This is a genomic window from Hominimerdicola alba, from assembly GCF_900109655.1.
GTDB classification, from domain to species: domain Bacteria; phylum Bacillota; class Clostridia; order Oscillospirales; family Ruminococcaceae; genus Hominimerdicola; species Hominimerdicola alba_B.
In genome coordinates this window covers 44,660-67,566 of record NZ_FOAT01000008.1, presented here as the reverse complement: position 1 = coordinate 67,566, position 22,907 = coordinate 44,660, and the positions used below count along the sequence as shown (strand labels likewise).

Annotated in this window: 24 protein-coding genes and 1 riboswitch; of the genes, 16 read left to right on the top strand and 8 right to left on the bottom strand. The window is 46.4% G+C overall.

Annotation, left to right across the window (positions count from 1 at the left end; all coding sequences use genetic code 11):
- The first annotated feature begins 8 nt into the window (after positions 1–8).
- Both BMY75_RS10170 and BMY75_RS10165 read left to right on the top strand, forming a co-directional pair.
- Positions 9–797 carry a hypothetical protein gene (locus tag BMY75_RS10170; RefSeq protein ID WP_074833422.1) on the top strand — a complete coding sequence of 263 codons (789 nt, stop codon included), beginning with the start codon at positions 9–11 and terminating at the stop codon, positions 795–797.
- 11 nt (positions 798–808) lie between these two features.
- Positions 809–2,464, top strand: a complete 1,656-nt coding sequence (locus tag BMY75_RS10165; RefSeq protein ID WP_074833419.1) for a S41 family peptidase — start codon at positions 809–811, stop codon at positions 2,462–2,464.
- A 506-nt stretch (positions 2,465–2,970) separates the two neighbouring features.
- On the opposite strand, the gene thiC is transcribed toward BMY75_RS10165, so the two are convergent.
- The 6 genes from thiC to thiS are packed head-to-tail and all read right to left on the bottom strand — an operon-like array spanning position 2,971 to position 7,779.
- Complete coding sequence (gene thiC, locus BMY75_RS10160; protein WP_074833417.1) at positions 2,971–4,284, bottom strand: phosphomethylpyrimidine synthase ThiC; 1,314 nt, start codon at positions 4,282–4,284, stop codon at positions 2,971–2,973.
- Position 4,285: 1 nt separating this feature from the next.
- Positions 4,286–4,900, bottom strand: coding sequence for a thiamine phosphate synthase (locus BMY75_RS10155; RefSeq protein ID WP_074833415.1), 615 nt, complete (start codon positions 4,898–4,900; stop codon positions 4,286–4,288).
- Positions 4,893–6,143 carry a 2-iminoacetate synthase ThiH gene (gene thiH / locus BMY75_RS10150; RefSeq protein WP_074833412.1) on the bottom strand — a complete coding sequence of 417 codons (1,251 nt, stop codon included), beginning with the start codon at positions 6,141–6,143 and terminating at the stop codon, positions 4,893–4,895. The genes BMY75_RS10155 and thiH overlap by 8 nt, the downstream gene beginning before the upstream one ends.
- A 12-nt stretch (positions 6,144–6,155) precedes the next feature.
- On the bottom strand, positions 6,156–6,929 hold the full coding sequence (locus tag BMY75_RS10145; RefSeq protein ID WP_074833409.1) for a thiazole synthase: 774 nt from the start codon (positions 6,927–6,929) through the stop codon (positions 6,156–6,158).
- Between the two features lie 19 nt (positions 6,930–6,948).
- Complete coding sequence (gene thiF, locus BMY75_RS10140; protein WP_074833406.1) at positions 6,949–7,584, bottom strand: sulfur carrier protein ThiS adenylyltransferase ThiF; 636 nt, start codon at positions 7,582–7,584, stop codon at positions 6,949–6,951.
- Entirely contained in the window at positions 7,585–7,779 is a 195-nt protein-coding gene (thiS, locus tag BMY75_RS10135) for a sulfur carrier protein ThiS (RefSeq protein ID WP_074833404.1), read from the bottom strand.
- Between the two features lie 51 nt (positions 7,780–7,830).
- Positions 7,831–7,939, bottom strand: a riboswitch (TPP riboswitch).
- Positions 7,940–8,126: 187 nt separating this feature from the next.
- On the opposite strand from thiS, the gene BMY75_RS10130 reads away from it, so the two are divergent.
- From BMY75_RS10130 to BMY75_RS10100, 8 genes are read left to right on the top strand one after another with little or no spacing between them, the layout of a single operon-like run.
- Complete coding sequence (locus tag BMY75_RS10130; protein WP_074833401.1) at positions 8,127–9,650, top strand: TerB N-terminal domain-containing protein; 1,524 nt, start codon at positions 8,127–8,129, stop codon at positions 9,648–9,650.
- Positions 9,647–10,963, top strand: coding sequence for an ATP-binding protein (locus BMY75_RS10125; RefSeq protein ID WP_074833399.1), 1,317 nt, complete (start codon positions 9,647–9,649; stop codon positions 10,961–10,963). The genes BMY75_RS10130 and BMY75_RS10125 overlap by 4 nt, the downstream gene beginning before the upstream one ends.
- Entirely contained in the window at positions 10,923–11,105 is a 183-nt protein-coding gene (locus BMY75_RS18245; protein WP_139199781.1) for a hypothetical protein, read from the top strand. The genes BMY75_RS10125 and BMY75_RS18245 overlap by 41 nt, the downstream gene beginning before the upstream one ends.
- A gap of 30 nt (positions 11,106–11,135) precedes the next feature.
- Entirely contained in the window at positions 11,136–11,318 is a 183-nt protein-coding gene (locus BMY75_RS10120; RefSeq protein ID WP_074833397.1) for a hypothetical protein, read from the top strand.
- Positions 11,305–13,572, top strand: coding sequence for a DEAD/DEAH box helicase (locus BMY75_RS10115; protein WP_074833395.1), 2,268 nt, complete (start codon positions 11,305–11,307; stop codon positions 13,570–13,572). The genes BMY75_RS10120 and BMY75_RS10115 overlap by 14 nt, the downstream gene beginning before the upstream one ends.
- The gene (locus BMY75_RS10110; protein ID WP_074833393.1) at positions 13,563–14,105 is read left to right on the top strand and encodes a DUF2716 domain-containing protein; all 543 of its coding nucleotides are present in this window, start codon (positions 13,563–13,565) and stop codon (positions 14,103–14,105) included. Before BMY75_RS10115 ends, BMY75_RS10110 begins: the two co-directional genes overlap by 10 nt.
- A 5-nt stretch (positions 14,106–14,110) precedes the next feature.
- Positions 14,111–14,605 (top strand): flavodoxin family protein, encoded by a 495-nt coding sequence (locus BMY75_RS10105; protein WP_074833392.1) that lies wholly within the window; start codon positions 14,111–14,113, stop codon positions 14,603–14,605.
- 11 nt (positions 14,606–14,616) lie between these two features.
- Positions 14,617–15,111 carry a GNAT family N-acetyltransferase gene (locus tag BMY75_RS10100; RefSeq protein WP_074833390.1) on the top strand — a complete coding sequence of 165 codons (495 nt, stop codon included), beginning with the start codon at positions 14,617–14,619 and terminating at the stop codon, positions 15,109–15,111.
- A gap of 45 nt (positions 15,112–15,156) precedes the next feature.
- Here the strand turns inward: BMY75_RS10100 and BMY75_RS10095 are convergent, their stop codons facing one another.
- Entirely contained in the window at positions 15,157–16,083 is a 927-nt protein-coding gene (locus BMY75_RS10095) for a SufB/SufD family protein (RefSeq protein ID WP_074833388.1), read from the bottom strand.
- A 13-nt stretch (positions 16,084–16,096) separates the two neighbouring features.
- Positions 16,097–16,828: an ABC transporter ATP-binding protein gene (locus BMY75_RS10090; RefSeq protein WP_074833386.1), complete on the bottom strand. Its 732-nt coding sequence runs from the start codon at positions 16,826–16,828 to the stop codon at positions 16,097–16,099.
- 298 nt (positions 16,829–17,126) lie between these two features.
- Between BMY75_RS10090 and BMY75_RS10085 the strand changes: the two genes are divergently transcribed.
- The 6 genes from BMY75_RS10085 (at position 17,127) to rpmF (ending at position 22,810) form a co-directional block, all read left to right on the top strand.
- Positions 17,127–18,803, top strand: a complete 1,677-nt coding sequence (locus BMY75_RS10085) for an EAL domain-containing protein (RefSeq protein WP_074833384.1) — start codon at positions 17,127–17,129, stop codon at positions 18,801–18,803.
- Positions 18,804–18,935: 132 nt separating this feature from the next.
- Complete coding sequence (locus BMY75_RS10080) at positions 18,936–20,099, top strand: D-alanyl-D-alanine carboxypeptidase family protein (protein ID WP_074833381.1); 1,164 nt, start codon at positions 18,936–18,938, stop codon at positions 20,097–20,099.
- A gap of 114 nt (positions 20,100–20,213) precedes the next feature.
- Complete coding sequence (locus BMY75_RS10075; RefSeq protein WP_074833379.1) at positions 20,214–21,545, top strand: glucose-6-phosphate isomerase; 1,332 nt, start codon at positions 20,214–20,216, stop codon at positions 21,543–21,545.
- A gap of 71 nt (positions 21,546–21,616) precedes the next feature.
- Positions 21,617–22,021: a hypothetical protein gene (locus BMY75_RS10070; protein WP_074833376.1), complete on the top strand. Its 405-nt coding sequence runs from the start codon at positions 21,617–21,619 to the stop codon at positions 22,019–22,021.
- A 99-nt stretch (positions 22,022–22,120) separates the two neighbouring features.
- Positions 22,121–22,585, top strand: coding sequence for a YceD family protein (locus BMY75_RS10065; RefSeq protein WP_074833374.1), 465 nt, complete (start codon positions 22,121–22,123; stop codon positions 22,583–22,585).
- A gap of 42 nt (positions 22,586–22,627) precedes the next feature.
- A complete protein-coding gene (gene rpmF / locus BMY75_RS10060) occupies positions 22,628–22,810 on the top strand; it encodes a 50S ribosomal protein L32 (RefSeq protein WP_024856397.1) in 183 nt (60 codons plus the stop codon).
- The last annotated feature ends 97 nt before the right edge of the window (positions 22,811–22,907 follow it).

The following is a 22,907-nucleotide window of genomic DNA, read 5'->3' as shown; positions in this document are numbered from 1 at the left end:
GTGAGGACATGAAGAATTTGATAAAAGCACAGCTGTATCAGATATCGCATACCAGAGTGTATTACCTTGTGTTTGCAGCCATGATGCTGTTGTCGGCACTGTTCGGTGCGGTGGAATATCTTAACGGTAGTGATAGTCTGGAAGAGTGGCAGAAGCTCACAGCTTCGGATTTTGCTACCCGTATCGATACGATTGTTACCTTATCGATGATGGGAATGACATTCTTTGCGGCATATTTCTGTGCTGATGATTTTAGTGATAAAACAGCCAACTATGAGATGATGTCTGGCAGACTGAGGAAGCAGGCTTATTTCGCAAGGGCATCGGTGTCGATAGTTATGTGTACTCTTTTCGGATTGATCATGGTTTTCACATCACTTGGTGTAAGCTATATTCTTAACGGCTGGGGCGATTCAGTTCCATTCAGTGCGGTGGCTATCAGGATACTTCTGCTGACTTTTCCTTTCATACGTTTATCATGTTTGTATGTGATGATAGCGTTTTTCATAAGGCGTTCGGGGTTATCATTTCTTGCCTTTTATGGTCTGATGAGTGTGGTGAGCATTTTAAAAGCTGCTGATGATGACTCTGGGGTGCTGACAGCATTTTCTTCCATAGGCAAGCTTATGAAGTACAATGAATGGCACATCTTCGGTCTGGAGAGCGGTGTTGAGGTGGTCTATACCCCTATGCCCGAAGCAGGATTTATTGTCAGGTGCATTATCGTTTCACTGGCGGTGGGGGCATTATATCTGGTGATAGGCTACAATTTCTTCCACAGCGATGATCTTGAATAGGGGGCGGTAAAATGGGAAAACTTGAAACTTTAGATATAGTCATGCTGGTTTTACTGCCCCTGTTGAGCGGTGCGCTGTGGTATATGGTGGGGTATGCTGATAGAGTGAAAAATTCAAAGTGGAGACTTTTATGGCTTGTCCCTGTTGCATCATGCTTTTTGATAGTATATGTTTCCGGGCTTGAAAAACTTTTGATCCCTGCATATCTTGCTTCTGCTGTGACAGCAGTCGGGCTTTTCATACCCGAGAGAAAAACACGCAGAGCGGCATCTGTGGCATCCTGGGTTCTGGTGTTGATAAGTCTGCCGCTGTGTCTTTTCAGCAAGACTTACCGCAGTGTGGATTACGTCAAAGATTTCAATGATGGCTTTGAGAGTATGAAAGCTCACTATGTTCTTGCCGAGCACAAAGAAGTGGATTGGGACGCGCTATATGAGAAATATCTGCCCGAATTTCAGGCGGCGAACAAAGCTCACGACAAGGTTGCCAATGAGATCGCATGGTACAAGTTCTGTGCTGAGTTCCACGATCTTCATGTGAATTTCGGCTCAGACGAAAAGACGAGAGATGCGGCTTACACAAGGGTCTCGGGAAATGACTACGGTCTTGTGATATGCACCCTTGCCGACGGCAGAACTGTTGCAATTGAAGCTGATGAAAGTCTTTCAGAAAAGGGCATTAGAAACGGCACAGAGATAATCAGTTGGAACGGAATAGCCCCCGCTGAAGCTGACGAGCTGAACGAATTGAAGCAGATGTATTCCTTTGCTGACGAAGATAACGAGAAGTTCTACGAGGGATTTTTTGCTGCAGGCACCGGTGGAGATACTGCCGAGGTAGTAATAAAAGACGAAAGCGGCGCAGAGAAAACCGTTGAACTTACAGAGCTTTCGGGTGATTATTATTCGCGGGTGAAAGAGGCTTTCAAAAAGATAAAGGGCGGCATGAACGTGGGTCATATGACAGTTACAAAGATCAATGACACCACAGCTTGTCTGCGCATCAAGCTGATGCAGTTTGATTCATTGTCCGAGAAAGACAATCACAAGCAAATGAAACAGGAACTCTGCGATAATATACGCGAAATGAAAAATCAGGGCGTTCGTGATATCATAATCGATATCCGTGAGAACGGCGGCGGTTCTGGAACTATGGTCAAGGCGATAGGAGAAGTTTTTGCACCCGAGGGCGAGTACTATTATGTCTCCGATGCTTATTTTGACCACGACAAAAAGTGCTATGTCAGCGAGGGCGACGGCAAATGGAAGACCGTCGGTGATGTGACCGTCAAGGGGGAGAATATCCTTGGCGATGAGGGCAGGATAGTACTTCTGGTGGGCAGTGATTCCGTAAGTGCAGCCGATCATCTGACAAAACTTATGAGCGGATTTGAAAATACAACGGTCATGGGATTTACAGGACCTTCGGGTTCGGCGCAGGGTGTTTCGCCAATAAAACTCAAAAGCGGTACATTCAGCTATTCAAGTTCGCTGATGCTGAACAAGGACGGCACGATTTTCATTGACTGCGGAACAGATATGCAGGCAGATGACGATGCTGAGGTCATAATACCTTTCGATGAAAATGCGCTTCACGCGATATTTGACGATGGAAATGATTATCTTATGGATAAGGCTGTTGAATATCTAGCTGAGATAGAAAGGTGAAAAAATCCCCCGAAGTGTTTAAACGGCACTTCGGGGGATCGTTTATTTTTTTGCTATAATAAAACCAAACTTGTTTGGATAGAGTCTGTTTTAGTGTGTGGCGGATTGCTTTTCGCCCATCGTTCCGCGGGTCGAGAAATCGGATTCGCTTCGCTGTCCGATTTCGGGCGCGGCAATATATTTACGGACATAGAATGAGCGTATGCATACGGTCGCATACGCTCGTAATTTTTGGTATTGCCGCGCCTTATTTGGTCGAAAGTGCGCTGTTCTATTTATTGCGTTATTGCCGCGTCGCTTTTGCGCCTTGACCGAGAGGCTCTGCCTCTAACAGTCAGCTTTGCTGACTGTATGCTCTCCGCAAGCCTTTCGCGAAAGGCATGAGCCAAAGCTCCCTTCGCGGCATAGCTTTGTTTTGGTCGCTGGTTTGCTGCCGCGCAACGCTTGAGCCAAAGCTCTCCTCTTTTGCAGTTGCCGCTGAATTTCTACATCGAACTCATTTGATATCAAAGCTCCGAGCAGAACTCAACTTTCTTGCCTTCAAGTATCATGTTTGTAGTTCTAACTGCGCACATCTTTCCGCACATTGAGCAGGTGTGTCTGTCAGCAGGTGGGGTACTCTCAAAGTACTCCCGTGCCTTTTCGGGGTCAACGGCTATTTTGAACATCTCGTCCCAGTCAAGCTTATGTCTTGCTTCTGCCATAGCGTTGTCCTTGTCGCGGGCGTGTGGTACGCCCTTTGCGATATCCGCTGCGTGAGCTGCTATCTTGGAAGCAATTATACCCTCCTTAACATCGTTTACATCGGGCAGACGAAGATGCTCAGCAGGGGTAACATAGCAGAGGAAATCCGCACCGCTTGATGCCGCGATAGCACCGCCGATGGCTGTGGTGATATGGTCATAGCCGGGGAATATATCAGTAACAACAGGACCCAGCACATAGAAAGGTGCGTTGTGGCATATGCGTTTCTGGAAAGTCATGTTTGCGGCTATCTCGTTCATTGCCATGTGTCCGGGACCCTCTACCATTACCTGAACGTCCTTTTCCCATGCGCGGAGTGTCAGCGAACCAAGTTCGATAAGCTCGGATATCTGTCCCGCATCTGTGGAATCGTCGATACAACCCGGACGAAGTGCGTCGCCGAGGCTGATTGTAACATCATATTCACGGAGGATATCAAGCACCTCGTCGTAGTGCTCGTAGAACGGGTTCTCGTTGCCTGTCATCATCATCCACGCGAAAAGCAGTGAACCGCCGCGGGAAACGATGTTCATCTTTCTGCCATCACGGCGGAAAGCTTCAACGGCGCGTCTGTTGATGCCTGCATGGATAGTCATGAAGTCAACGCCCTCTTCTGCATGGGCGCGGACAACTTTCAGAAAGTCCTCAGCTGTGATATCGAGCAGATCTTTTTCAAGATAGCCGATAGCGTCATACATAGGTACAGTGCCTATCATGGCAGGGGATTTCTCCACCAGCTGCTTGCGGAATGTGTTGGTCTTGCCGTAGTTTGAAAGATCCATTATAGCTTCCGCACCGAACTTGTGAGCCATATCGACTTTCTTCATCTCGGTCTCGTAGTTCTTTGCATCGCCGGAGATACCAAGATTTACATTTATCTTGGTGCGCATTTTTGTTCCAATGCCCTCGGGAGAGATAGACTTGTGATTGATGTTGCAGGGGATAGCGACCTCGCCCTTAGCCACAAGTGCGCGGAGCTCTTCGGGGTCGATGTACTCCTTTTCTGCAACTATTTTCATTTCAGGAGTGATCATGCCTTTCTTGGCAGCTTCCATCTGTGTGTGATATTCTCTCATTTTACTTTTCCTTTCGTTTTATACTATTCTTCAAATTTTCCATAAAAGAGGACACGTCTTCCGCCTGCATGAATCCGCTCATCATGCATATGCCGTCTGCACCTGCACGTATACAATCTGCGGCATTTTCAGGAGATATCCCGCCTATTGCGTACACTGGTATCTTTACGCTTTTTTTGACTTCTTCAAGAAAACCCAACCCGCGTCCTGCAAGACCTTTTTTGCAGTCAGTCTCAAAAATATGTCCCGCGATTATGTATCCCGCACCCAGCGCTTCTGCTTCAATAGCATCGTCTTTTGAGTGGGTGGAAGTTCCAATTACATCGAACTGCGCTTTTTCCTCGTGGGACATTTCCCTCAGTATGTGCAGCGGAAGATGTACTATTTTTATACCGAGCTTTGCAGCTGTTTTCCAGAAACTGTTCACAGCAAAAGGTACGCCGTATCCTTTACAAATCTCAGCTGATTTTTCTGCAAGTTCGGAATACTCCTTTTCGGACATATCCTTTTCCCTCAGTATCACCAAATCGGGACGATTAGCCGCGATATTTTTCAGCTGTTCGGGAAAACTTCCGCGGCATAGTTTTCGGTTCGTTATACAGATTATCTTACACATAAAGATAATCGTTGAGCACAGGCTGTAAGCCCTCTTCGGACATATCCTTGTACATCGTTTCAAAGCTTCTAGTGTCAGCTATCTCGAACTGCTCGTCGCCCTCTTCGGCATTTTCTTTGCCTGTGTACTTGCTTTCGTGGTCGCCGATTCCTGTTGATACTCCGGCTGAGATCTTTGTAGCGGCTATCTTTACTATGCCGTCGCGGAAGCTTTTTGTCTCACGTGATGATACTGTTATCCCTGCAAAAGGCAGGAAAAGTCTGTAGGCGCAAAGCACCTGACAAAGCTGTCTTTCACCAACATCCATGTGGTTGATCTTGTCATTGTTGACTATTGGACGAAGTCTGGGACATGACAAAGATATCTCGGCATGGGGGTATTTTCTTTGCAGAAAATACATATGCAGACCTGTCGCGAGAGCATCTTTTCTGAAATCCGAAAGTCCCAGCAGTGCCGAACCTGCGATTCCTCTCATGCCGCCCATAAGTGCTCTTTCCTGAGCTTCAAATCGGTAAGGCCAGACACGCTTGTGTCCAGCAAGGTGGAGAGTTTCGTACTTGACATTGTCGTATGTTTCCTGAAAAACGGTGACGTAATCAACTCCGCATTCATGGAGATACTTGTAGTCCTCAACGTTCACGGGATATATCTCAACACCCACCATGCGGAAATATTTTCTCGCAAGCTTGCAGGCTTCACCGATGTATTTTACATCGCTCATGGTCTTGCTTTCGCCTGTGAGGATAAGTATCTCTTCCATGCCGCTGTCAGCGATTACTTTCATTTCGTGCTCTATCTGCTCCATGCTGAGCTTCATTCTGCGGATATGGTTATAGCAGTTGAATCCGCAGTAAACGCAGTAGTTCTCACAATAATTGGCTATGTACAGCGGTGTGAAAAGGTACACAGTGTTGCCGAAATGCTTTCTGGTTTCAATACGGGCTTTCTCCGCCATCTGTTCAAGAAAAGGCTCGGCGGCGGGGGAGAGCAGTGCTTTAAATTCTTCGACACCTATAGTGTTTTTCTGCAATGCGCGGGAAACATCAAGAGCGGTGTATGTGCTGTAATCGTAGCTGTCAAACTCCGTCATTACTTTTTCAAGTATATCGCTTTTTATCTGCTCCTGGTCATTCATATATTTCATATGATCGGTGCGGCAGGAGGGGTCATTTTCCAGCTTGTGTTTACGTTTTAAAGCTTCCTCGGAAAGACCTTCGGAATCAAACAGAAAATTGTTTTCCATCATTTTCACCCCTTAGTCCCTGAGGAAACCTGTCAGAGTATCCGAGGGCGATGCACCTCTTACAAGAACTCTGCCGAGACCCGAAAGGTAAGCCTGTCTGCCCGCTTCAACTGCCTTGCGGAAAGCATCTGCCATCATGGGCAGGTCGCCCGCAGTTGCAAGGGCTGTGTTGGACATTACTGCAGCCGCACCCATCTCCATAGCCTCGCAAGCCTGTGAGGGTCTGCCGATGCCCGCATCTACGATTATGGGCAGGTCGATCTCGTCAATAAGTATCTGTATGAAATCTCTTGTTGCAAGACCCTTGTTTGAACCGATAGGAGAAGCCAGAGGCATTACCGAAGCCGCGCCTGCATTAACAAGGTCTCTTGCAGTGTTCAGATCGGGATACATATAGGGCATTACGATGAATCCCTCTTTAGCGAGTATCTCTGTTGCTTTGATGGTCTCTGCATTGTCGGGCAGAAGATATTTTGTATCCCGCATTATCTCGATCTTTACGAAATCACCGCAGCCCAGTTCTTTTGCAAGTCTTGCTATGCGCACAGCTTCCTCGGCATTTCTTGCACCCGATGTATTCGGCAGGAGAGTTACTCCCTCTGGGATATGGTCGAGGATATTCTCGTGCTCCTTGGTGTTTGCGCGTCTTACCGCCAGGGTGATCAACTCAGCACCTGCGTTTTCAACTGCGGCTTTTATCAGTGACAGGGAATATTTTCCCGAACCCAGTATGAATCTTGAATTAAATTCGCGCCCGCCTATGACGAGCTTGTCATTGTTTTCCATTAATATCGTCCTTTCGTTATCAGGCTTCTTCTTCACCCGAAATTATCCTTAGCACCATCGTTGCCTGATGTGCGGCGCATACTGCAACTCGGGCAGAAATAAGCCCAAGTCCACCGCCCACATCACTTTTTCCGTCACCGCACAGCCAGAAGTTTTTTGATATCCTGCGGGTGACGATAGTGTTCGCACTTCCAAGCCCTGCCATTCCCGAAGCGGCTACCAGCTTTTTTCCCGGGAAATATTCCAGCACCGTGTTAACAAGCATGGCTTTTTGTTCGGCGTTATCGAAACATTCGCAGACTATGGGGTAATCTGACAGAAGTTCAGGTATATTGCTTTCATCTAGCTTTACTGTCCGAGATGTGATCTCGCAGTATGGCGCTATCCTTTTCAGCGTATCAGTCAGGGCTTGTGATTTATACATCCCCAGCTGATCGGGGAAGTACTGCTGTCTGTTCAGGTTTGAGATATCCACCTTGTCAAAGTCGATAAGGTGAAGTTTTCCAACCCCTGCCCGCGCAAGGCTGACGGCAACATTTGAGCCCAGACCTCCCAGTCCGCATATCACAACCGCCGCTTCAGCGAATCGTTTTTGCAGTTCCTTGCCGTGACGTTCTTCAAGTGCGGCATACATTTCTTCTTTTGAGGGTATCATCTAGCCTCCCCCCACAAAGCTTACAACTTCAACGGAATCGCCGTCTTTTAAAACTGTACTGTCGTACTGCGATTTCGGTACTATCTCAAGATTGACCTCAACAGCTACACGCTTAGGGTCATAGCCGTTCTCGTTCAGCAGTTCGGTGACGGTCTTGCCCGAAAGATCACGCTGTTCACCGTTCAGTTTTACCATGTTCATTCCTCCCAACAAAAAAGGGGGACTGCACGCAAAAAACAGTCCCCCGAAAATACGGTATCATATTCCCTACGTTGGCATTATCCAAATCAGGTTACGGGTCGATAGCTCAGTCGCTATCCTCTCAGCCTGTCTACAAGCTCCCCTTATATAAATTTTAACACTGATATTATAGCACTGTTCAATTCAAAAATCAAGTACTTAACGGAAATTTCAGGAATTTTTTTACAAATTGCCGTAAAATTATTTTACTGTCCGTTGAAACGTACTGCCCGCACTTGAATTTGGGAAAGATTTGTGCTATAATTAATTGATTAACTTATGTTGTGAACGGAGGTGGGCGCGTGAAAAATATCGATGATCTTATCGAGCTTATAATGGGTGACCCTAAGCTTCGTGAAAGCAAAACTCTAGGTGAAAAAGTATACCGTGATGAACCCATACTCAAACGCGCTTCTCAGCTTGTTCGGGATATTGTCCCGCCCAAAGATGACACCCCTGCTCAGCTTATGGAGATGCGCAGAATGGCATATTCTCCCGAGGCACAGTGGCGCTCTCGGGAATGGCTTTTCGGTAAGCAGGGAAGTTTCATGGCAGACTTCGAGGACGATTTTGAGAAAGAAGTCCCATTTGAACACTATTTCCCCACCTACAATGATATGACCTTTGAACAGCAGCGCACTTACTTTACATGGCGCACACGCATCAGGCGCGGCGAGTACAGAGAGACAAGCCTTTCTTACATATTTGTGTATGTCTATGAGCTGATAAATCTCATTGGTGTAAAAAATCCTCGCGAGGGATATGACAGGCTGAAAACTCTGCTTGAACATTATGGCGAAACTCAGCCAAAGCTTAAAAGGTTCGTTTCTGCGTGGCTTGATGATATGGTCATATATTACGGGCTGGATATTGCTCTGCTCAAAAACAGCGGTATCTTTGAGTTTGATGATGCGCTATGCGTTTTGCTTGATACAGATAGCCACACTGACGATGAAGTTTTCTCCGCCCTTTGCGTAATGTCATCTTACAATGCAGAAAAATCCGCTTTTTACAAAGCTTATCCCGAGGATTTGCGTGCCGTTGCGGTGCGGAGTTATAAGGCATTTTCAGACTATTACGGCGCTCACCGCAAAAAGACTCTGTTTGAAAAATTCTTCGGAAAAAGCACCATCAGCGTCCATCAGATGTTTAATTCAGCAGTGTTCTGCTATTACCGTTCATCACCTCAGAATTCCGTGGTCATAGACGATGTCCGCCGCTGTTTTTGCAGGGGCGGTGAATGGTTCACCGAGGGTTACGTAGGCAAACCTCACAGCAATAAGGAAGTCGGACAGTTTCTTAGGGCTGTTGACAGTTTGATGCGCAGAAAGTACGATTTCAAAAAACAGCTTCAAACCACGGATATCACAAAGCAGCTTTCAAAAATCATCACCGAACAGACGGATATCCTGCTTGAAGAGAAAAAGCGCGCCGAAGCGATGCGGGTGGATATTGATCTTTCTAAACTTGGAAGTATCCGCCGTGCCGCCGATATAACGCGGGAGAAGCTTATCGTTGATGAAGAAGATTTCGAAGAGGACATACTTCCTCAGCCCGATGTACAGGAAGAATCTCCCGATGAAAGTGTGCAAGAGAACACCACACCACTTGACAGTGGCGAGTATGCTTTCATGCAGGCACTGCTTTACGGCGGCGACTATCAGTCTGCTGCGAGAAATGCAGGGTCAATGCCATCTGTCTTGGCGGACAGTATAAACGAAAAACTTTACGATATATTTGCCGATACGGTCATCGAATTTGACGGCGATACCCCAGCTGTCATCGAAGATTATGAAGAAGAACTGAAAGGAATGATACTTCCATGAAGATACCCAAGAGGATAGCGCAGGCGGTTATCAATTCGCTGAAAGGCGGAGTTGTGCCGAGGATAGGTCTGCCTTATATCACCGTGGGAAGAGAGGTTGAAATTGATGCACTGCTTCACGATGTTGATATAATCGAAGAGGGCGGTGCTTCATTCAGATTCATAGTCGGCAAATACGGCAGCGGCAAAAGCTTCCTTTTGCAGACCATACGCAGTCATGTCATGGACAGAAATTTTGTTGTGGTGGATGCCGATCTCTCCCCCGAAAGACGTTTGCAGGGCACAAAGGGTCAGGGGCTTGCAACATACAAGGAACTTATACGTAATATGTCCACCAAGACCCGCCCCGACGGCGGTGCGCTGACCCTTATCCTTGACAGATGGATAAGCGGTGTCCAGTCCGAAGCCGCCGCAGAAAGCGGACTTGATATAACCTCACCCGAATTTTCGGCTGTGGTGGAAAAGAAGATATTCGAGGTAATAAACGCCCTCAACGAGATGGTACACGGATTTGATTTTGCAAAGCTGCTGACCATATACTACCGCGCATCTGTATCTGGTGACGATGAACAGAAAGCAAAGGTAGTGAAGTGGTTCCGCGGTGAGTACGTCAACAAGACGGAAGCAAAAAGTGAACTTGGAGTAAACATCGTTATCACCGATGATGACTGGTACGAATACATCAAGCTTTTTGCCATGTTCCTGAAAAAGGCGGGTTACAGCGGTCTGCTTGTGCTGGTGGACGAGCTTGTAAACATCTACAAGATACCCAATGCCATCACCCGTCAGTACAATTACGAAAAAATACTCACCATGTACAACGATACTTTGCAGGGCAAGGCTAAGTATCTTGGTATAATAATGGGCGGTACGCCCCAGTGCATCGAGGATACCCGCCGCGGTGTTTACAGCTATGAAGCTTTGAGGTCAAGACTTGCCGAGGGACGTTTCGGGCGCGAGGGCATTCGGGATATGCTTGCACCGGTTATACATCTTGTTCCGCTGACATATGAGGAAATGCTTGTGCTGACTGAAAAACTTGCCGACATACACGCTCAGCTTTTCGGATATGAACAGAGGATAACTCAGGCGGATATGATAACTTTCATAAAAACGGAGTTCGGCAGGATAGGTGCTGACAGCCATATCACCCCCCGTGAGGTCATACGCGATTTTATCGAGTTGCTTGATATAGTATTCCAGAATCCTGCCCTTGATATACCGGATTTCATATCATCGGGCGGAATGGAATATTCAAGAACCGCAGCCGAAGATGAGACCGCTGAGACTGACTTTGCAGAGTTCGAGATATGATATCGCAAAGGTCGATAGTCATAGGCTGTCCGTGGTCGGTAAAAAGCGCGACGATATGCCGTGGACAGAAGAAAAACCGGATACCGAATTTGAAAGCTTCATAAAGGGACTTCGGGAAAATCAGCTCCCGGGAGGAAACTGACAGCTATCTGAATGATTTGAGAGGTACGAGATGACCAAGGGAAATATCCACAAGCACATGACCGAAGAAGACAGTTTCGACACAAAATACGCCTGCTGGTGCAATAATCACAACAAAGTCTGGTACAGGGAAAAAGTGCGCCAGCGCAGAAACTTCAGAAGAAAAATGAAAATACTTCTTTTGAAGGAAAGGACAGAGAATGAACGTTTTTGACCGCTATGCACCATTCGTGCAGGACTTTATTTACCGCAATAACTGGGAAAGCCTGAGAGCGATACAGGCTGCGGCGGGAGATATAATCTTCAATACCGATGATAATCTTCTGCTTACGGCTTCTACGGCTTCGGGCAAGACTGAGGCTGCCTTTTTCCCTATACTTACCCTGTTTTCCGAGGATATGCCAAGGTCTGTGGGAGCCATATATATCGGTCCGCTGAAAGCCCTGATAAACGATCAGTTTTCACGCCTTAATGACCTTTGCGAGGACGCAGGCATACCGGTCTGGCACTGGCACGGCGATGTTGCGCAGTCCCACAAGTCGCGCATGATGAAGAACCCTTCGGGAATATTACAGATAACTCCCGAATCTCTCGAAGCCATGTTGATACGCCGTCATTCGGCGATTACAAAGCTTTTCGGTGACCTTAGATTCATCGTTATAGATGAGCTTCACTCCTTAATGCGGGGTGACAGGGGCGGGCAGACCCTATGTCTTATCGAGCGTCTTTGCAGACAGGCTGGAGTAAATCCCCGCAGGATCGGACTTTCCGCCACCATAGGCGATCCGCAGGCAGCAGGGGAGTTCCTTTCCTATGGCACAGGCAGGCGCACAGCTGTTCCGAAGATAGAAGCAAAAGGCTCAAAATGGCGGCTTTCCATGGAGCATTTCTACATAAGCAACGATCAGGCTGCCGACGGAAAACCTGACCGGAAGGCGTTGCCGGTTCTTGAACAGGCGACGGACAAAGCTCCCGAAAATGCCGACCCCGGCATGGGTTATGTATTTGAACACACCCGCGGAAAGAAGTGCCTTGTTTTCGTAAATTCCCGCGAGGAATGCGAAGCAGTGACCACAACTCTCAGGTCATACTGCGAGGCAAATCACGAGCGCGACCGCTTTCTTATCCATCACGGAAACCTTTCCACAAGCTATCGCGAGACTGCCGAAACTGCCATGAAAGACGATGACGTTCAGATGACCACAGTCACCACCGCCACCCTTGAACTTGGCATAGATATCGGCAGACTTGAACGCGCATTCCAGATAGATGCGCCGTTTACGGTATCCTCTTTTTTGCAGAGAATGGGTCGCACAGGCAGACGCGATCTGCCACCTGAAATGTGGTTCGTTATCCGCGAGGATATGCCCGAACCAAGGACTATGCTGCCTTCCACAGTTCCGTGGAAGCTTCTGCAGGGCATAGCGCTGGTGCAGGTCTATCTCGAAGAGCGCTGGGTGGAGCCGCCTCGGCTTGACCGACTGCCTTTCAGCCTGCTTTATCACCAGACTATGAGCACTCTTGCATCGTGCGGTGAACTTACTCCCGCACAGCTGGCACAGCGGGTACTCACGCTGAAATATTTCCACCGTATATCCACCGAGGATTACAAGATACTTCTTCGCCACCTCATCGAGACCGATCATATCCAGCGTACTGATGAGGGCGGATTGATAGTTGGTCTGGCAGGGGAGCGGATAGTGAATAACTTCCGATTCTTCGCCGTATTTCAGGAGAACGAGGAGTACACTGTCAGGTGTGAATCACAGGAGCTTGGCACTCTTGTTATGCCTCCTCCTGTGGGTGAAAAGATAGCCATTGCAGGTCAGGTGTGGATAGTCACCGAACTTGACCGAAAGCGTCATCTGGTCTTCTGCGAACCTGTCAAAGGCAAAGTTCCTGCCTATTTCGGTGACTGTCCCGGTGATATAAACACAAAGATACTCGCGCGTATGAAGCAAGTACTATGCGAGGACAAGACCTATCCTTATCTTATGAAAAATGCCGCGGCACGGCTTTCGCAGGCAAGATTTTCAGCCAGAAATTCAGGTATCGTCTGCGAAAACCTCATCAATCTCGGCGGAGATATGTGGGCGCTTTTCCCGTGGCTTGGAACCTACTCATTCTTTGCGCTGGAGCGTTTTCTCAACGTAAGGTGCAGGGAAAAACTGCGTATGCGCGGGCTGGACAGCTGCCGCCCGTACTTTATACAGTTCACAATGGCGGCGGACGAATATACATTTTTCAGCACACTGCGCGAAGAAATCGCACGCCCCATCGACCCCATGGAACTTGTCTATCCCAAGGAAGTTCCTCTCTTTGAGAAGTATGATGAATATCTGCCTGCTGAACTTGTTCGCAAGGGATTTGCCTATGGCGTTCTTGATATCGACGGTATGCTTAGCGCAGTCAACAGCTGGTGCGACAGATTTTTCGGCGATAGCAAAAAGGAGTTGCCATGCTTATAGATTTTCAGACAAAGGACGGAAAACCTCTGTACGACTACATCTGGGACAGAGTTTATTCCGAACTGGGTTTCAAGCCCTCATACGATTATCATGGACATTCCATGAATGTGCCTCTGCCCTTTGCCATTAAGCAGAGGTATTCGGTTTATGCTATAGATGATATGACAGATGCGCAGATAGACATTCTTAACAAGAAAATTCCATCTGTACTGGAAGATATAACATCGGTCGGAGAATGCATCTACGCTCTTGACTGGCATCATTCCGCATTTCTTTTCGACCCGCGTGATGAGGATGATATGAAGTCAGTACCCTCTGTCGATGAAAAGACCGGGGAATGTCTGGGCATGAATTATTTTCCTGCATTTTGTCCTGACGGCGATTACTATTTCTTCATAGCCGAGGATTTTTCATTCGGCTATCTTGGTCATCCCTGGCGTCAGGAGATATGGGTGTTCGGAGATAAACTCATCGACCGTATCGAAAATGAATACAACAGCTTCGGCTGGAAAAAGATATATGATAAGGAGTAGTGAAAATGAAAACAGCAATAGTATATTATTCTCTGAACGGCAACACCGAGTTTGCAGCTAATAAGATAGCTGAAAATATCGGTGCTGACCTTATCCCTGTACGTCCTGTAAAGGCATACCCCGATAAGGGTTTTGCTAAATTGTTCTGGGGTGGAAAAAGCGTAGTTATGGGTGAAAAGCCAAAGCTCCAGCCCTATTCCTTCAACGCTGAAAATTATGATCTCATAATCTTTGGTTCGCCTGTCTGGGCTAACACTATCGCACCCCCTCTGCGTACTTTCATACAGGAAAATCTCATCTCTCTCAAAGGTAAGACCTTTGCTTTTATCAGCTGCTTTACAGCGGCGGGCGGCGACAAGGCACTCATCAAGCTGAAAGGTTATCTGGGTGTTGATGCTGTGGCGGCTGAACTTTACCTTGTTGACCCCAAGGATAAGCCCGACCCCGCTAACGAACAGAAAATATCCGAATTCTGTGAAAAGCTGAAAAGCTTAGGCTGACAAGTACGATCATGATATATAGAAAAGCAGTTCGCGAAGACATTGATGCTATATGCAAGATCATCACTTCAGCCATAGCCGAGATGGAGTTGCATAATATTTTCCAGTGGGACTCTGTCTATCCTGCAAAAGAAGATTTTCTCTCCGACATTGAGAATAATACTCTCTTCGTTGGAACCGCAGATGATGATATCGCCGTTGTCTACGCTGTAAGCAAGGAGTATGACGAACAGTATTCTAACGGAAACTGGCAATACCCTGACAGCGATTTTCGAGTGATACATCGTCTGTGCGTAGCACCGAAATATCAGCACAAAGGCATAGCGGGGCAAACCCTTGCCCACATAGAGAACGAACTCCGCAAGAGCAGGATAGATTCGGTAAGACTTGATGTCTTCACCGAAAACCCCTTTGCTCTCTCACTCTATCGAACCCATGGATACACCGAAGTCGGCAATGCCAATTGGCGCAAAGGCAGATTTTTACTTATGGAAAAACACTTATAGCAAAAAAACGCACACGCTTGAAAACGTGTGCGTTTTTCATATTCATTATTTAAGGAATCCGTTGATAATCTGTTCCTCAGCCTCAGCCTCGGTAAGACCAAGTGTCATCAGCTTGATAAGCTGTTCGCCTGCTATCTTTCCGATGGCAGCCTCGTGAACCAGCGCCGCATCTATGCAGTTAGCTTCAAGTGAGGGAACAGCAAGTATCCTGCCGTTATCCATTATGATGGAATCACATTCGGTGTGACCTGTGCAGACAGCGTTGCCGTTCACACAAAGGTCAAGCTTCTGATAAGAGCTGTCTCTTGCGACAGACCTTGATACCACATCGGCAGCCGAACCGTCACCGTTAAGGGATACCTGATAAGTGCTGAACGCCTGCTGCTCGCCGTGGGTCATAAGTCTTTCACGGACATTCAGCTTTGCACCTGCTTTCAGCTCGGCGATTGTCTTTCTGTCGGTGGAATCAACGCCCTTTATCTGCACCATTTCCATATCAACAGTGCTGTTCTCTTCCATATATACTTCGGTCACGGGATTGAGCACTCTCTTGCCTGTGCCGTCGCCCGAACCGTAGTGCTTTTCAACGTATCTTACCTTTGAATTCTTGCCAACAAAGAATCTGTGAACACCGTCATGCTCGGAATCCTGAGTTCCGCAGTTGTCGATACCGCAGCCTGCAACTATCAGAACATCGCAGTCCTCGCCAACATAGAAATCATTGTATACAGTCTCTTTCAGACCGCTCTCGCTGAGCACAACAGGTATGTGTACGCTCTCATTCTTTGTGCCTGATTTTATCTTGATATCGATACCGCTTACATCTGTCTTGCTCACGATCTCGATATTAGCAGTTGAATTTCTTCCCACAGATTCACCGTTGGCGCGGAGATTGTAAGCACCCTCTGGTATGTCGTGAAGTTCTGCGACTTCTTCTAAAAGCTGTTTCTGTACAGCATCCATTTTCAGCATCTCCATCGCCTCCTTATTCTTCTATCTTAGGACAGATAGTCTGTGCATAATTGCTCTGCATGATCTCAGGAAGTACCTCATCAGCAGAACCTCTTCTTACAAGCTTGCCGTCTGCAAGAACGATTATCTCGTCTGCTATTTTCAAAAGTCTCTCCTGATGTGAGATAACAACAACAGTTCTGTTCTTGTCGGACTTGCGCATATTTTCAAATATCCTGATAAGATTATTGAAGCTCCAAAGGTCGATACCTGCCTCGGGCTCATCGAAAACAGCAAGCTTTACATCTCTTGCCATAACAGTGGCTATCTCAATTCTTTTGAGCTCACCGCCCGAAAGAGAGGCGTTTACTTCACGCTTGATATAATCCTTTGCGCAAAGACCAACTTCTGAAAGGTAAGAACAGGCATCTGATACCGAAAGATTCTTTCCCGCAGAGATACGCAGCAGGTCAAGTACAGTCAGACCCTTGAAGCGTACAGGCTGCTGAAAAGCAAAGCCTATGCCTGCCTTTGCCCTGTCGGTTATGCTCATATCAGTGATATCGGTATCATTGAATACAAGTCTGCCGTCCGAGGGCTGAACTATGCCCGCGATTATCTTGGCTAGAGTGGATTTTCCTCCGCCGTTGGGGCCTGTTATAACAACGAATTTATTATCGGGGATCTCAAGATCTATCCCGCGTATGATGTCGGAAGTTTTTCCGCCGTCAACGGCGCTGAAAGAGATATTATTAAGCTTCAGCATTATTATGTGTCCTTTCATCATTGATTTTCGATTTATGTTTCATAAAACTCACTTTGCCATTATATCACATTTTTCTTCATTTTACAATAGATTTTTTATTAATGACCTTAATTTCACTTTGTGTTAATTTATTAATATATTTTAGCGGATTTTTTGTAATAATTTTTTATGAAATCCTCTGAAAACTCTTGAAATCATTTGCAAAATATGGTATAATGTTATATATTTATTGCGAATATCGGAAATTGTCAAACAATATCCGGACCATTATGATAATTTATGAAAGGGTGTGGTCTCAATGCTGACTGACATAGTAGAGGCTTTTCAGTATTTCATAAAGCGAATGTCTGAGCTCAAAAACCCTCTTGAGACTGAATCCATAGCTGATGCGATAAAGGATATATGCAGATTATCCAATGTAGGCTTAATGAAAGTTGATGTCTATTCAAGCGTCACACTGGTAGGTACTGATGACAAAAAGACCCATATCCTGTGTAACAGCGGCGAGACCGATGACGATTTCATCAGAATAAAGAAGATAACCGGCGGCTACGGGGCGCTGATATATACGATCCACCATAAAAAAGGCACTGAGCCCTGGACTGACAGGGTACATAACAGACTTGATCTGATGGTATCCATACTGTATATGTTTACCAGCAGTTTCGTCGTAAATCAGGTGGCAAAGAAATATGCTTTCAATGATGAAGACGGTTACCATAACCTCAGGTATTTCGGTACACAGCTTATAAAGCTCGCTGTCGAGAACCAGCTGAAAGGTCTTGCTGCCGCTCAGTTCAACCTGAAACATTTTCAGGGTGTAAATCATCAGGTTGGAAGAGAAAACGGCGATGCTGTCATGCGCGGTTTCATTGACGGGCTTGAAAAGATAAAGGATCACCCCTTACCTGTCTGCAGAATGGGCGGAGATAATTTCATCATGCTTATGTCTGCCAAAAAGGTGGATGATGTTATCGGATATCTCAAAGGTACGATAATATCTTTCGGCAATGGTTTCAGCGAGCGTATCAATGTCAGTGCCACCGCAGGCATCTTCGTTTTTGATGATGATTTTGACCTGAGATCACTCGATGATGTTATGGACAAGGTCATGCCTGCATCAAGTCTGGCAAAGACCGCAGGCCGTGACGATGTTATTTTCTACGATTCCGAGCTTATGAAGATCAGACAGCGGATAGCTTCAATACAGCATCTTCTGCCCATCTCCATCGAAAAGGAAGAATTCAAGGTCTACTACCAGCCAAAGGTCTCCATAACCGACGGCACTATCGTAGGTGCGGAAGCACTTTGCCGCTGGGCAAGGGATGACGGACTTATACATCCGATTGAATTTATACCTATACTTGAACAGTCCATGGATATATGCAAGCTGGACTTCTATATGATCGAGCACGTATGCCGTGATATCAGGCGCTGGTTAGACGAGGGCAAAAACGTTGTGCGCATCTCCGTGAACCTTTCCCGAAAGCATATGCTGGATGTTGACCTTGTACAGCATCTGCTGGATTTCGTAGATAAGTACGATGTTCCCCACGACCTTTTCGAGATAGAACTGACCGAGACCACTACAGACGTTGAGTTCAAAGACCTTAAACGAGTTGTAAGCGGTCTTCAGAAGCAGGGTATATCGACTTCCGTTGACGATTTCGGCATCGGATATTCGTCACTGAAACTCATTAAAGAGATACCATGGAACGTGCTGAAGATCGACAAGAGTATAGTTCCTGCGGATGAAGATGACGAACACAGCCCCACAAGCGTCATGTTCAAGTACGTTGTTGCTATGGCGCGTGAGATGGGTCTGGCAATAATCGCTGAGGGCGTTGAGACCGTAAATCAGGTCGAAGTACTGAGAAAGAACGGCTGTGACATCGCCCAAGGCTTCTACTACGATAAACCTCTTCCGGTGGAAGTATTTGAAAAACGACTTGAAACAGGCGTGATAATCAAATAAAGATATTTGCAGCATCTCTGTAAAGGGGTGCTGTTTTTTACTCTCAAAAGATCTAAAAAAATCTTTGTGGGGACAGCAGGTCATTATCCCGGACAAACTGCCATATAATCAAACAAAGAAGGAGGACTTGCTATGGGAAATATCAAAAAAATCTTTATACTGTTCGTGTGCCTGACAATGCTTTGTTTACTTGTGCCGAAAAATACATCCGCCGAGACAGTTTCCATTGAAGATATGCTAGAAGCCATGCCTGCAGAGGAGATAATCGCAGTTGAGTGTTCAACAGGTCAGATGCTGATGGAGAAAAACTCTGCTGAGGTTCGTGAGGTATCTCACCTTGCAAAGCTGATGCTCGCTCTGCTTGCGGCAGAAAAGATAGAAAAAGGTGAGCTTTCTCTGACAGATACGGTGACTGTATCTGCGAAAGCCAACTCAATGCCAGCACCTCAGATATGGCTTGATAAAAATGAAAAAATAACTGCAGAGGAACTTATCAAAGCAATCACAATTAGCAACGCAAACGATGCGGCTGTCGCACTTGCGGAGTATATTTTTGGCTCGACAGATGAAGCTGTGGATGATATGAACACTAAAGCAAAATCACTTGACATGATATCTACGACCTACGCCGATGTATGCGGACTTGACGAAAGAACTCTCTCAAATGCCGCAGATACGGCGATCTTAGCATCGGAATTTGTCAAGCATGATATACTTACACCGTATTTTACATCATGGATAGACCATGTACGAGACGGAAAAGCAGAGCTTGTGAACCTCAACCGACTTGTCAGGACATATAAAGGTATAACAGGATTAAAAGCCTGTTCATCATCTTCGGCAGGGGAGTGTACTGTTGTCACGGCAAAGCGTGGAAAAATGGAGATAGCGGTGGTTGTCCTCGGCTGTACCGACCGTACCCTCTGCGATGATATCGCAAAGAAACTGTTGGATATGTGCTTTGATATGTATTCGCTGTATATCCCCGAAATCACGGAAGATATGCTTGAAAATATACCTGTACTTCTTGGCGAGAAAAGCAAAGTTTCCGTTGGCTTTGACAAATTACCTGCGGTGGTCGTTCCGAAAGGATCGTCAGCAAGCTTTGATATCAGTTTTGATAAAGTAGAAGAACTTTCAGCCCCCGTTAAGAAAGGTCAGGTATGCGGAAAACTGGAATGCAGGTACGGAGATCAGGTCATTTATTCTGCTGATCTGGTAGCTGAATGGGGTGTAAAGCAGAAGACCTTTGCACATTGTATGAAAATATTGCTGAATTATCTTCTAAAAATTTAAAACATATTTTGTCTGAATTACACAAAAGTGACAAGTCTATCTGAAATGGCTTGCAAAGTCATAAAAAATATTGTATAATAAATTAAAGCAATTTATTTAGAAAGGCTGATTAAAATGTCACTTACATTAAGAACAAAATATCTTGAGGGTTTTGTTGCAGATCACGAGTTCGATGCTATCGCTCCTGCTGTAACTGCTGCTCACAACACGCTGGCTGCCAAGAACGGTCCCGGCAACGATTTCCTGGGCTGGGTGGAACTGCCTACCGATTATGACAAGGAGGAGTTCGCAAGGATCAAGGCTGCTGCTGAAAAGATAAAGGATACTGCTGATGTGCTTATCGTTATCGGTATCGGTGGTTCTTATCTCGGCGCGAGAGCTGCTATCGAACTGCTCAAGTCGCCGTTCTACAACAATCTCAAGAAGGATACTCCCGACATCTACTTTGTCGGCAACAATATAAGCGCTACATACCTCAACGAAGTACTGAGCATCTGCGAGGGCAAGGACGTAGCTGTTAACGTAATCTCCAAGTCTGGTACTACTACCGAGCCTGCACTTGCTTTCAGAGTATTCAAGAAGCTGCTGGAAGACAAGTACGGCAAGGACGGTGCTAAGGAGCGTATCTTCGCTACTACAGATAAGGCTAAGGGCACACTGAAGGAGCTCTCCGACGAGATGGGCTATGAGACTTTTGTAGTTCCCGATGATGTCGGAGGAAGATTCTCCGTTCTGACTGCTGTTGGTCTGCTGCCCATCGCTGTTGCAGGCTGCGATATCGACGCTCTGATGAAGGGCGCACAGAACGCTCAGAAGAAGTATGCTAATGATGACGGCAACGACTGCTACAAGTACGCTGCTGCAAGAAATATCCTTTACAGAAAGGGCAAGAGCGTTGAGATGCTGGTTTCCTACGATCCCGCTTTCACACTGATGGGTGAGTGGTACAAGCAGCTCTTCGGCGAGAGCGAAGGCAAGGACGGCAAGGGCATATTCCCCTCAGCTGCTACTTTCTCCACCGATCTGCACTCACTGGGTCAGTTCATCCAGGACGGTTCCAACCTCATGTTCGAGACCGTTGTGAACATCAAGACACCCAAGCAGGACTTCTTCATTGAAGAGGATGCTGAGAACAGAGACGGTCTGAACTTCCTTTCTAATCAGAATATGTCCGTTGTTAACCAGAAGGCTTTTGAGGGAACAATCCTCGCTCACACTGAGGGCGGCGTTCCCAATCTGGTCATCGACGTTGACAAGATCGACGAGGAGAACCTCGGCGAGCTGATCTATTTCTTTGAGAAGGCTTGCGCTATCTCCGGTTATATGCTGGGTGTAAATCCCTTCAACCAGCCCGGTGTTGAAAGCTACAAGAAGAATATGTTCGCTTTGCTTGGTAAGCCTGGCTACGAGGATCAGAAGGCTGCACTTGAGGCTAAGCTGGGTTAATTTAAAGAAAAAGAAATTATGCGGCAACGCCGCTTAAAATAAATGCTTTTAAAGCAGAATGGAGAGTTATTATGATTAATTTGATTCCGGGAAAAAAGGGTACAGGCAAGACTAAGATACTTGTTGACTCCATTGTTAAGGCTGCGGAAAATGCAACAGGCAACGTTGTATGCATCGAGAGAGGCATGAAGCTCACTTACGATATCCCCCACAGTGTAAGACTTGTTGATGCTGAGGATTACGGCATCACCAGCTTTGAGACTTTCTATGGTTTCATTGCAGGTCTGCTGGCTGGCAATCACGATATACAGGATATATTTGTTGACGGTATTCTGAAGATCGGCGGCAGAAACTATGACGAGCTGGGCGACCTCATCGAGAAGATCGCTGTTCTGGCAAAGGATATCAACATCGTGTTCACAGTATCTGCTGATGTTGAAGAACTGCCTGCACAGGTAAAGGCATTTATCAAGTAATTTGTTAAATTTTATTTGATTGCGCAAAAAAATCAAAAAAACTATTGACAAATCACTGACTTCGAGTTATAATGGAGTTTGTGATGTTTGAGGTGTACTATGAAAATACATCTGAAAGAGCTTTTCGATATCGTAGGTGAGGTCAAGGAGTTTGACTACATGATCTCTCCTGAAGAAGTCGGAGAGTATTCATCTTATGATTTTACAGCACCGATAGCAGTCAGGGGCATGGTAGAGAATCGCGCAGGCGTTGTAACGCTTAGCTTTAGCGTAGTATTTACTTTGTCACAGGTCTGCGACAGATGTCTTAAAGAGTTTGAGCGTGAGTACAGCTATGATCTCAGTCATATACTTGTCAGACAGCTCCACAGCGGACGCGATGACTATGATGAGTATGTTGTTTGTGAGGATAATGTTCTCGAGCTTGATGAACTGGTCATTTCCGACCTGCTGCTCCAGCTGCCCACCAAGATACTCTGTAAAGAGGATTGCAAGGGGTTATGCTTCAAATGCGGCAAGGATCTGAATGATGGCGATTGTGATTGCCCGAAAGATCCGTTTTGATCTGACGACTGGTGTTACTATTACCGAAGAGGAGGTGCCAAAATGGCAGTACCAAAGAGAAAAGTCTCCAAGGCTAGACGTGACAAAAGACGTTCAGCTGTTTGGAAGCTTGAAGCGCCTGCACTGAGCAGATGCTCCAACTGTGGCGAGTTGACTTCGCCTCACAGAGTGTGCAAGAACTGCGGTTATTACAAGGGCGTTGAGGTCATCAAGAAGGACGCATAAGCCTATTGGTACCTTACAGTCTTAAATAACAATGACTGAACAGGGCAGAGGAAATGAATTTTCCTCTGCCTTTTAGTTTGATGTTGATTTTTTCAGA

Coding starts and splice junctions, on each gene's coding strand:
- BMY75_RS10095 (WP_074833388.1), bottom strand. CDS start 16,083: ATGCTGAAAATGGATGCTGTACAGAAACAGCTTTTAGAAGAAGTCGCA.
- BMY75_RS18245 (WP_139199781.1), top strand. CDS start 10,923: ATGAGACCGCTGAGACTGACTTTGCAGAGTTCGAGATATGATATCGCA.
- thiS (WP_074833404.1), bottom strand. CDS start 7,779: ATGGTAAAACTGAACGGTGAACAGCGTGATCTTTCGGGCAAGACCGTC.
- BMY75_RS10100 (WP_074833390.1), top strand. CDS start 14,617: ATGATATATAGAAAAGCAGTTCGCGAAGACATTGATGCTATATGCAAG.
- thiF (WP_074833406.1), bottom strand. CDS start 7,584: ATGATACCCTCAAAAGAAGAAATGTATGCCGCACTTGAAGAACGTCAC.
- BMY75_RS10125 (WP_074833399.1), top strand. CDS start 9,647: ATGAAGATACCCAAGAGGATAGCGCAGGCGGTTATCAATTCGCTGAAA.
- BMY75_RS10090 (WP_074833386.1), bottom strand. CDS start 16,828: ATGCTGAAGCTTAATAATATCTCTTTCAGCGCCGTTGACGGCGGAAAA.
- BMY75_RS10155 (WP_074833415.1), bottom strand. CDS start 4,900: ATGTGTAAGATAATCTGTATAACGAACCGAAAACTATGCCGCGGAAGT.
- BMY75_RS10085 (WP_074833384.1), top strand. CDS start 17,127: ATGCTGACTGACATAGTAGAGGCTTTTCAGTATTTCATAAAGCGAATG.
- BMY75_RS10110 (WP_074833393.1), top strand. CDS start 13,563: ATGCTTATAGATTTTCAGACAAAGGACGGAAAACCTCTGTACGACTAC.
- thiC (WP_074833417.1), bottom strand. CDS start 4,284: ATGAGAGAATATCACACACAGATGGAAGCTGCCAAGAAAGGCATGATC.
- thiH (WP_074833412.1), bottom strand. CDS start 6,143: ATGGAAAACAATTTTCTGTTTGATTCCGAAGGTCTTTCCGAGGAAGCT.
- BMY75_RS10105 (WP_074833392.1), top strand. CDS start 14,111: ATGAAAACAGCAATAGTATATTATTCTCTGAACGGCAACACCGAGTTT.
- BMY75_RS10170 (WP_074833422.1), top strand. CDS start 9: ATGAAGAATTTGATAAAAGCACAGCTGTATCAGATATCGCATACCAGA.
- BMY75_RS10115 (WP_074833395.1), top strand. CDS start 11,305: ATGAACGTTTTTGACCGCTATGCACCATTCGTGCAGGACTTTATTTAC.
- BMY75_RS10080 (WP_074833381.1), top strand. CDS start 18,936: ATGGGAAATATCAAAAAAATCTTTATACTGTTCGTGTGCCTGACAATG.
- rpmF (WP_024856397.1), top strand. CDS start 22,628: ATGGCAGTACCAAAGAGAAAAGTCTCCAAGGCTAGACGTGACAAAAGA.
- BMY75_RS10145 (WP_074833409.1), bottom strand. CDS start 6,929: ATGGAAAACAATGACAAGCTCGTCATAGGCGGGCGCGAATTTAATTCA.
- BMY75_RS10165 (WP_074833419.1), top strand. CDS start 809: ATGGGAAAACTTGAAACTTTAGATATAGTCATGCTGGTTTTACTGCCC.
- BMY75_RS10070 (WP_074833376.1), top strand. CDS start 21,617: ATGATTAATTTGATTCCGGGAAAAAAGGGTACAGGCAAGACTAAGATA.
- BMY75_RS10065 (WP_074833374.1), top strand. CDS start 22,121: ATGAAAATACATCTGAAAGAGCTTTTCGATATCGTAGGTGAGGTCAAG.
- BMY75_RS10075 (WP_074833379.1), top strand. CDS start 20,214: ATGTCACTTACATTAAGAACAAAATATCTTGAGGGTTTTGTTGCAGAT.
- BMY75_RS10120 (WP_074833397.1), top strand. CDS start 11,136: ATGACCAAGGGAAATATCCACAAGCACATGACCGAAGAAGACAGTTTC.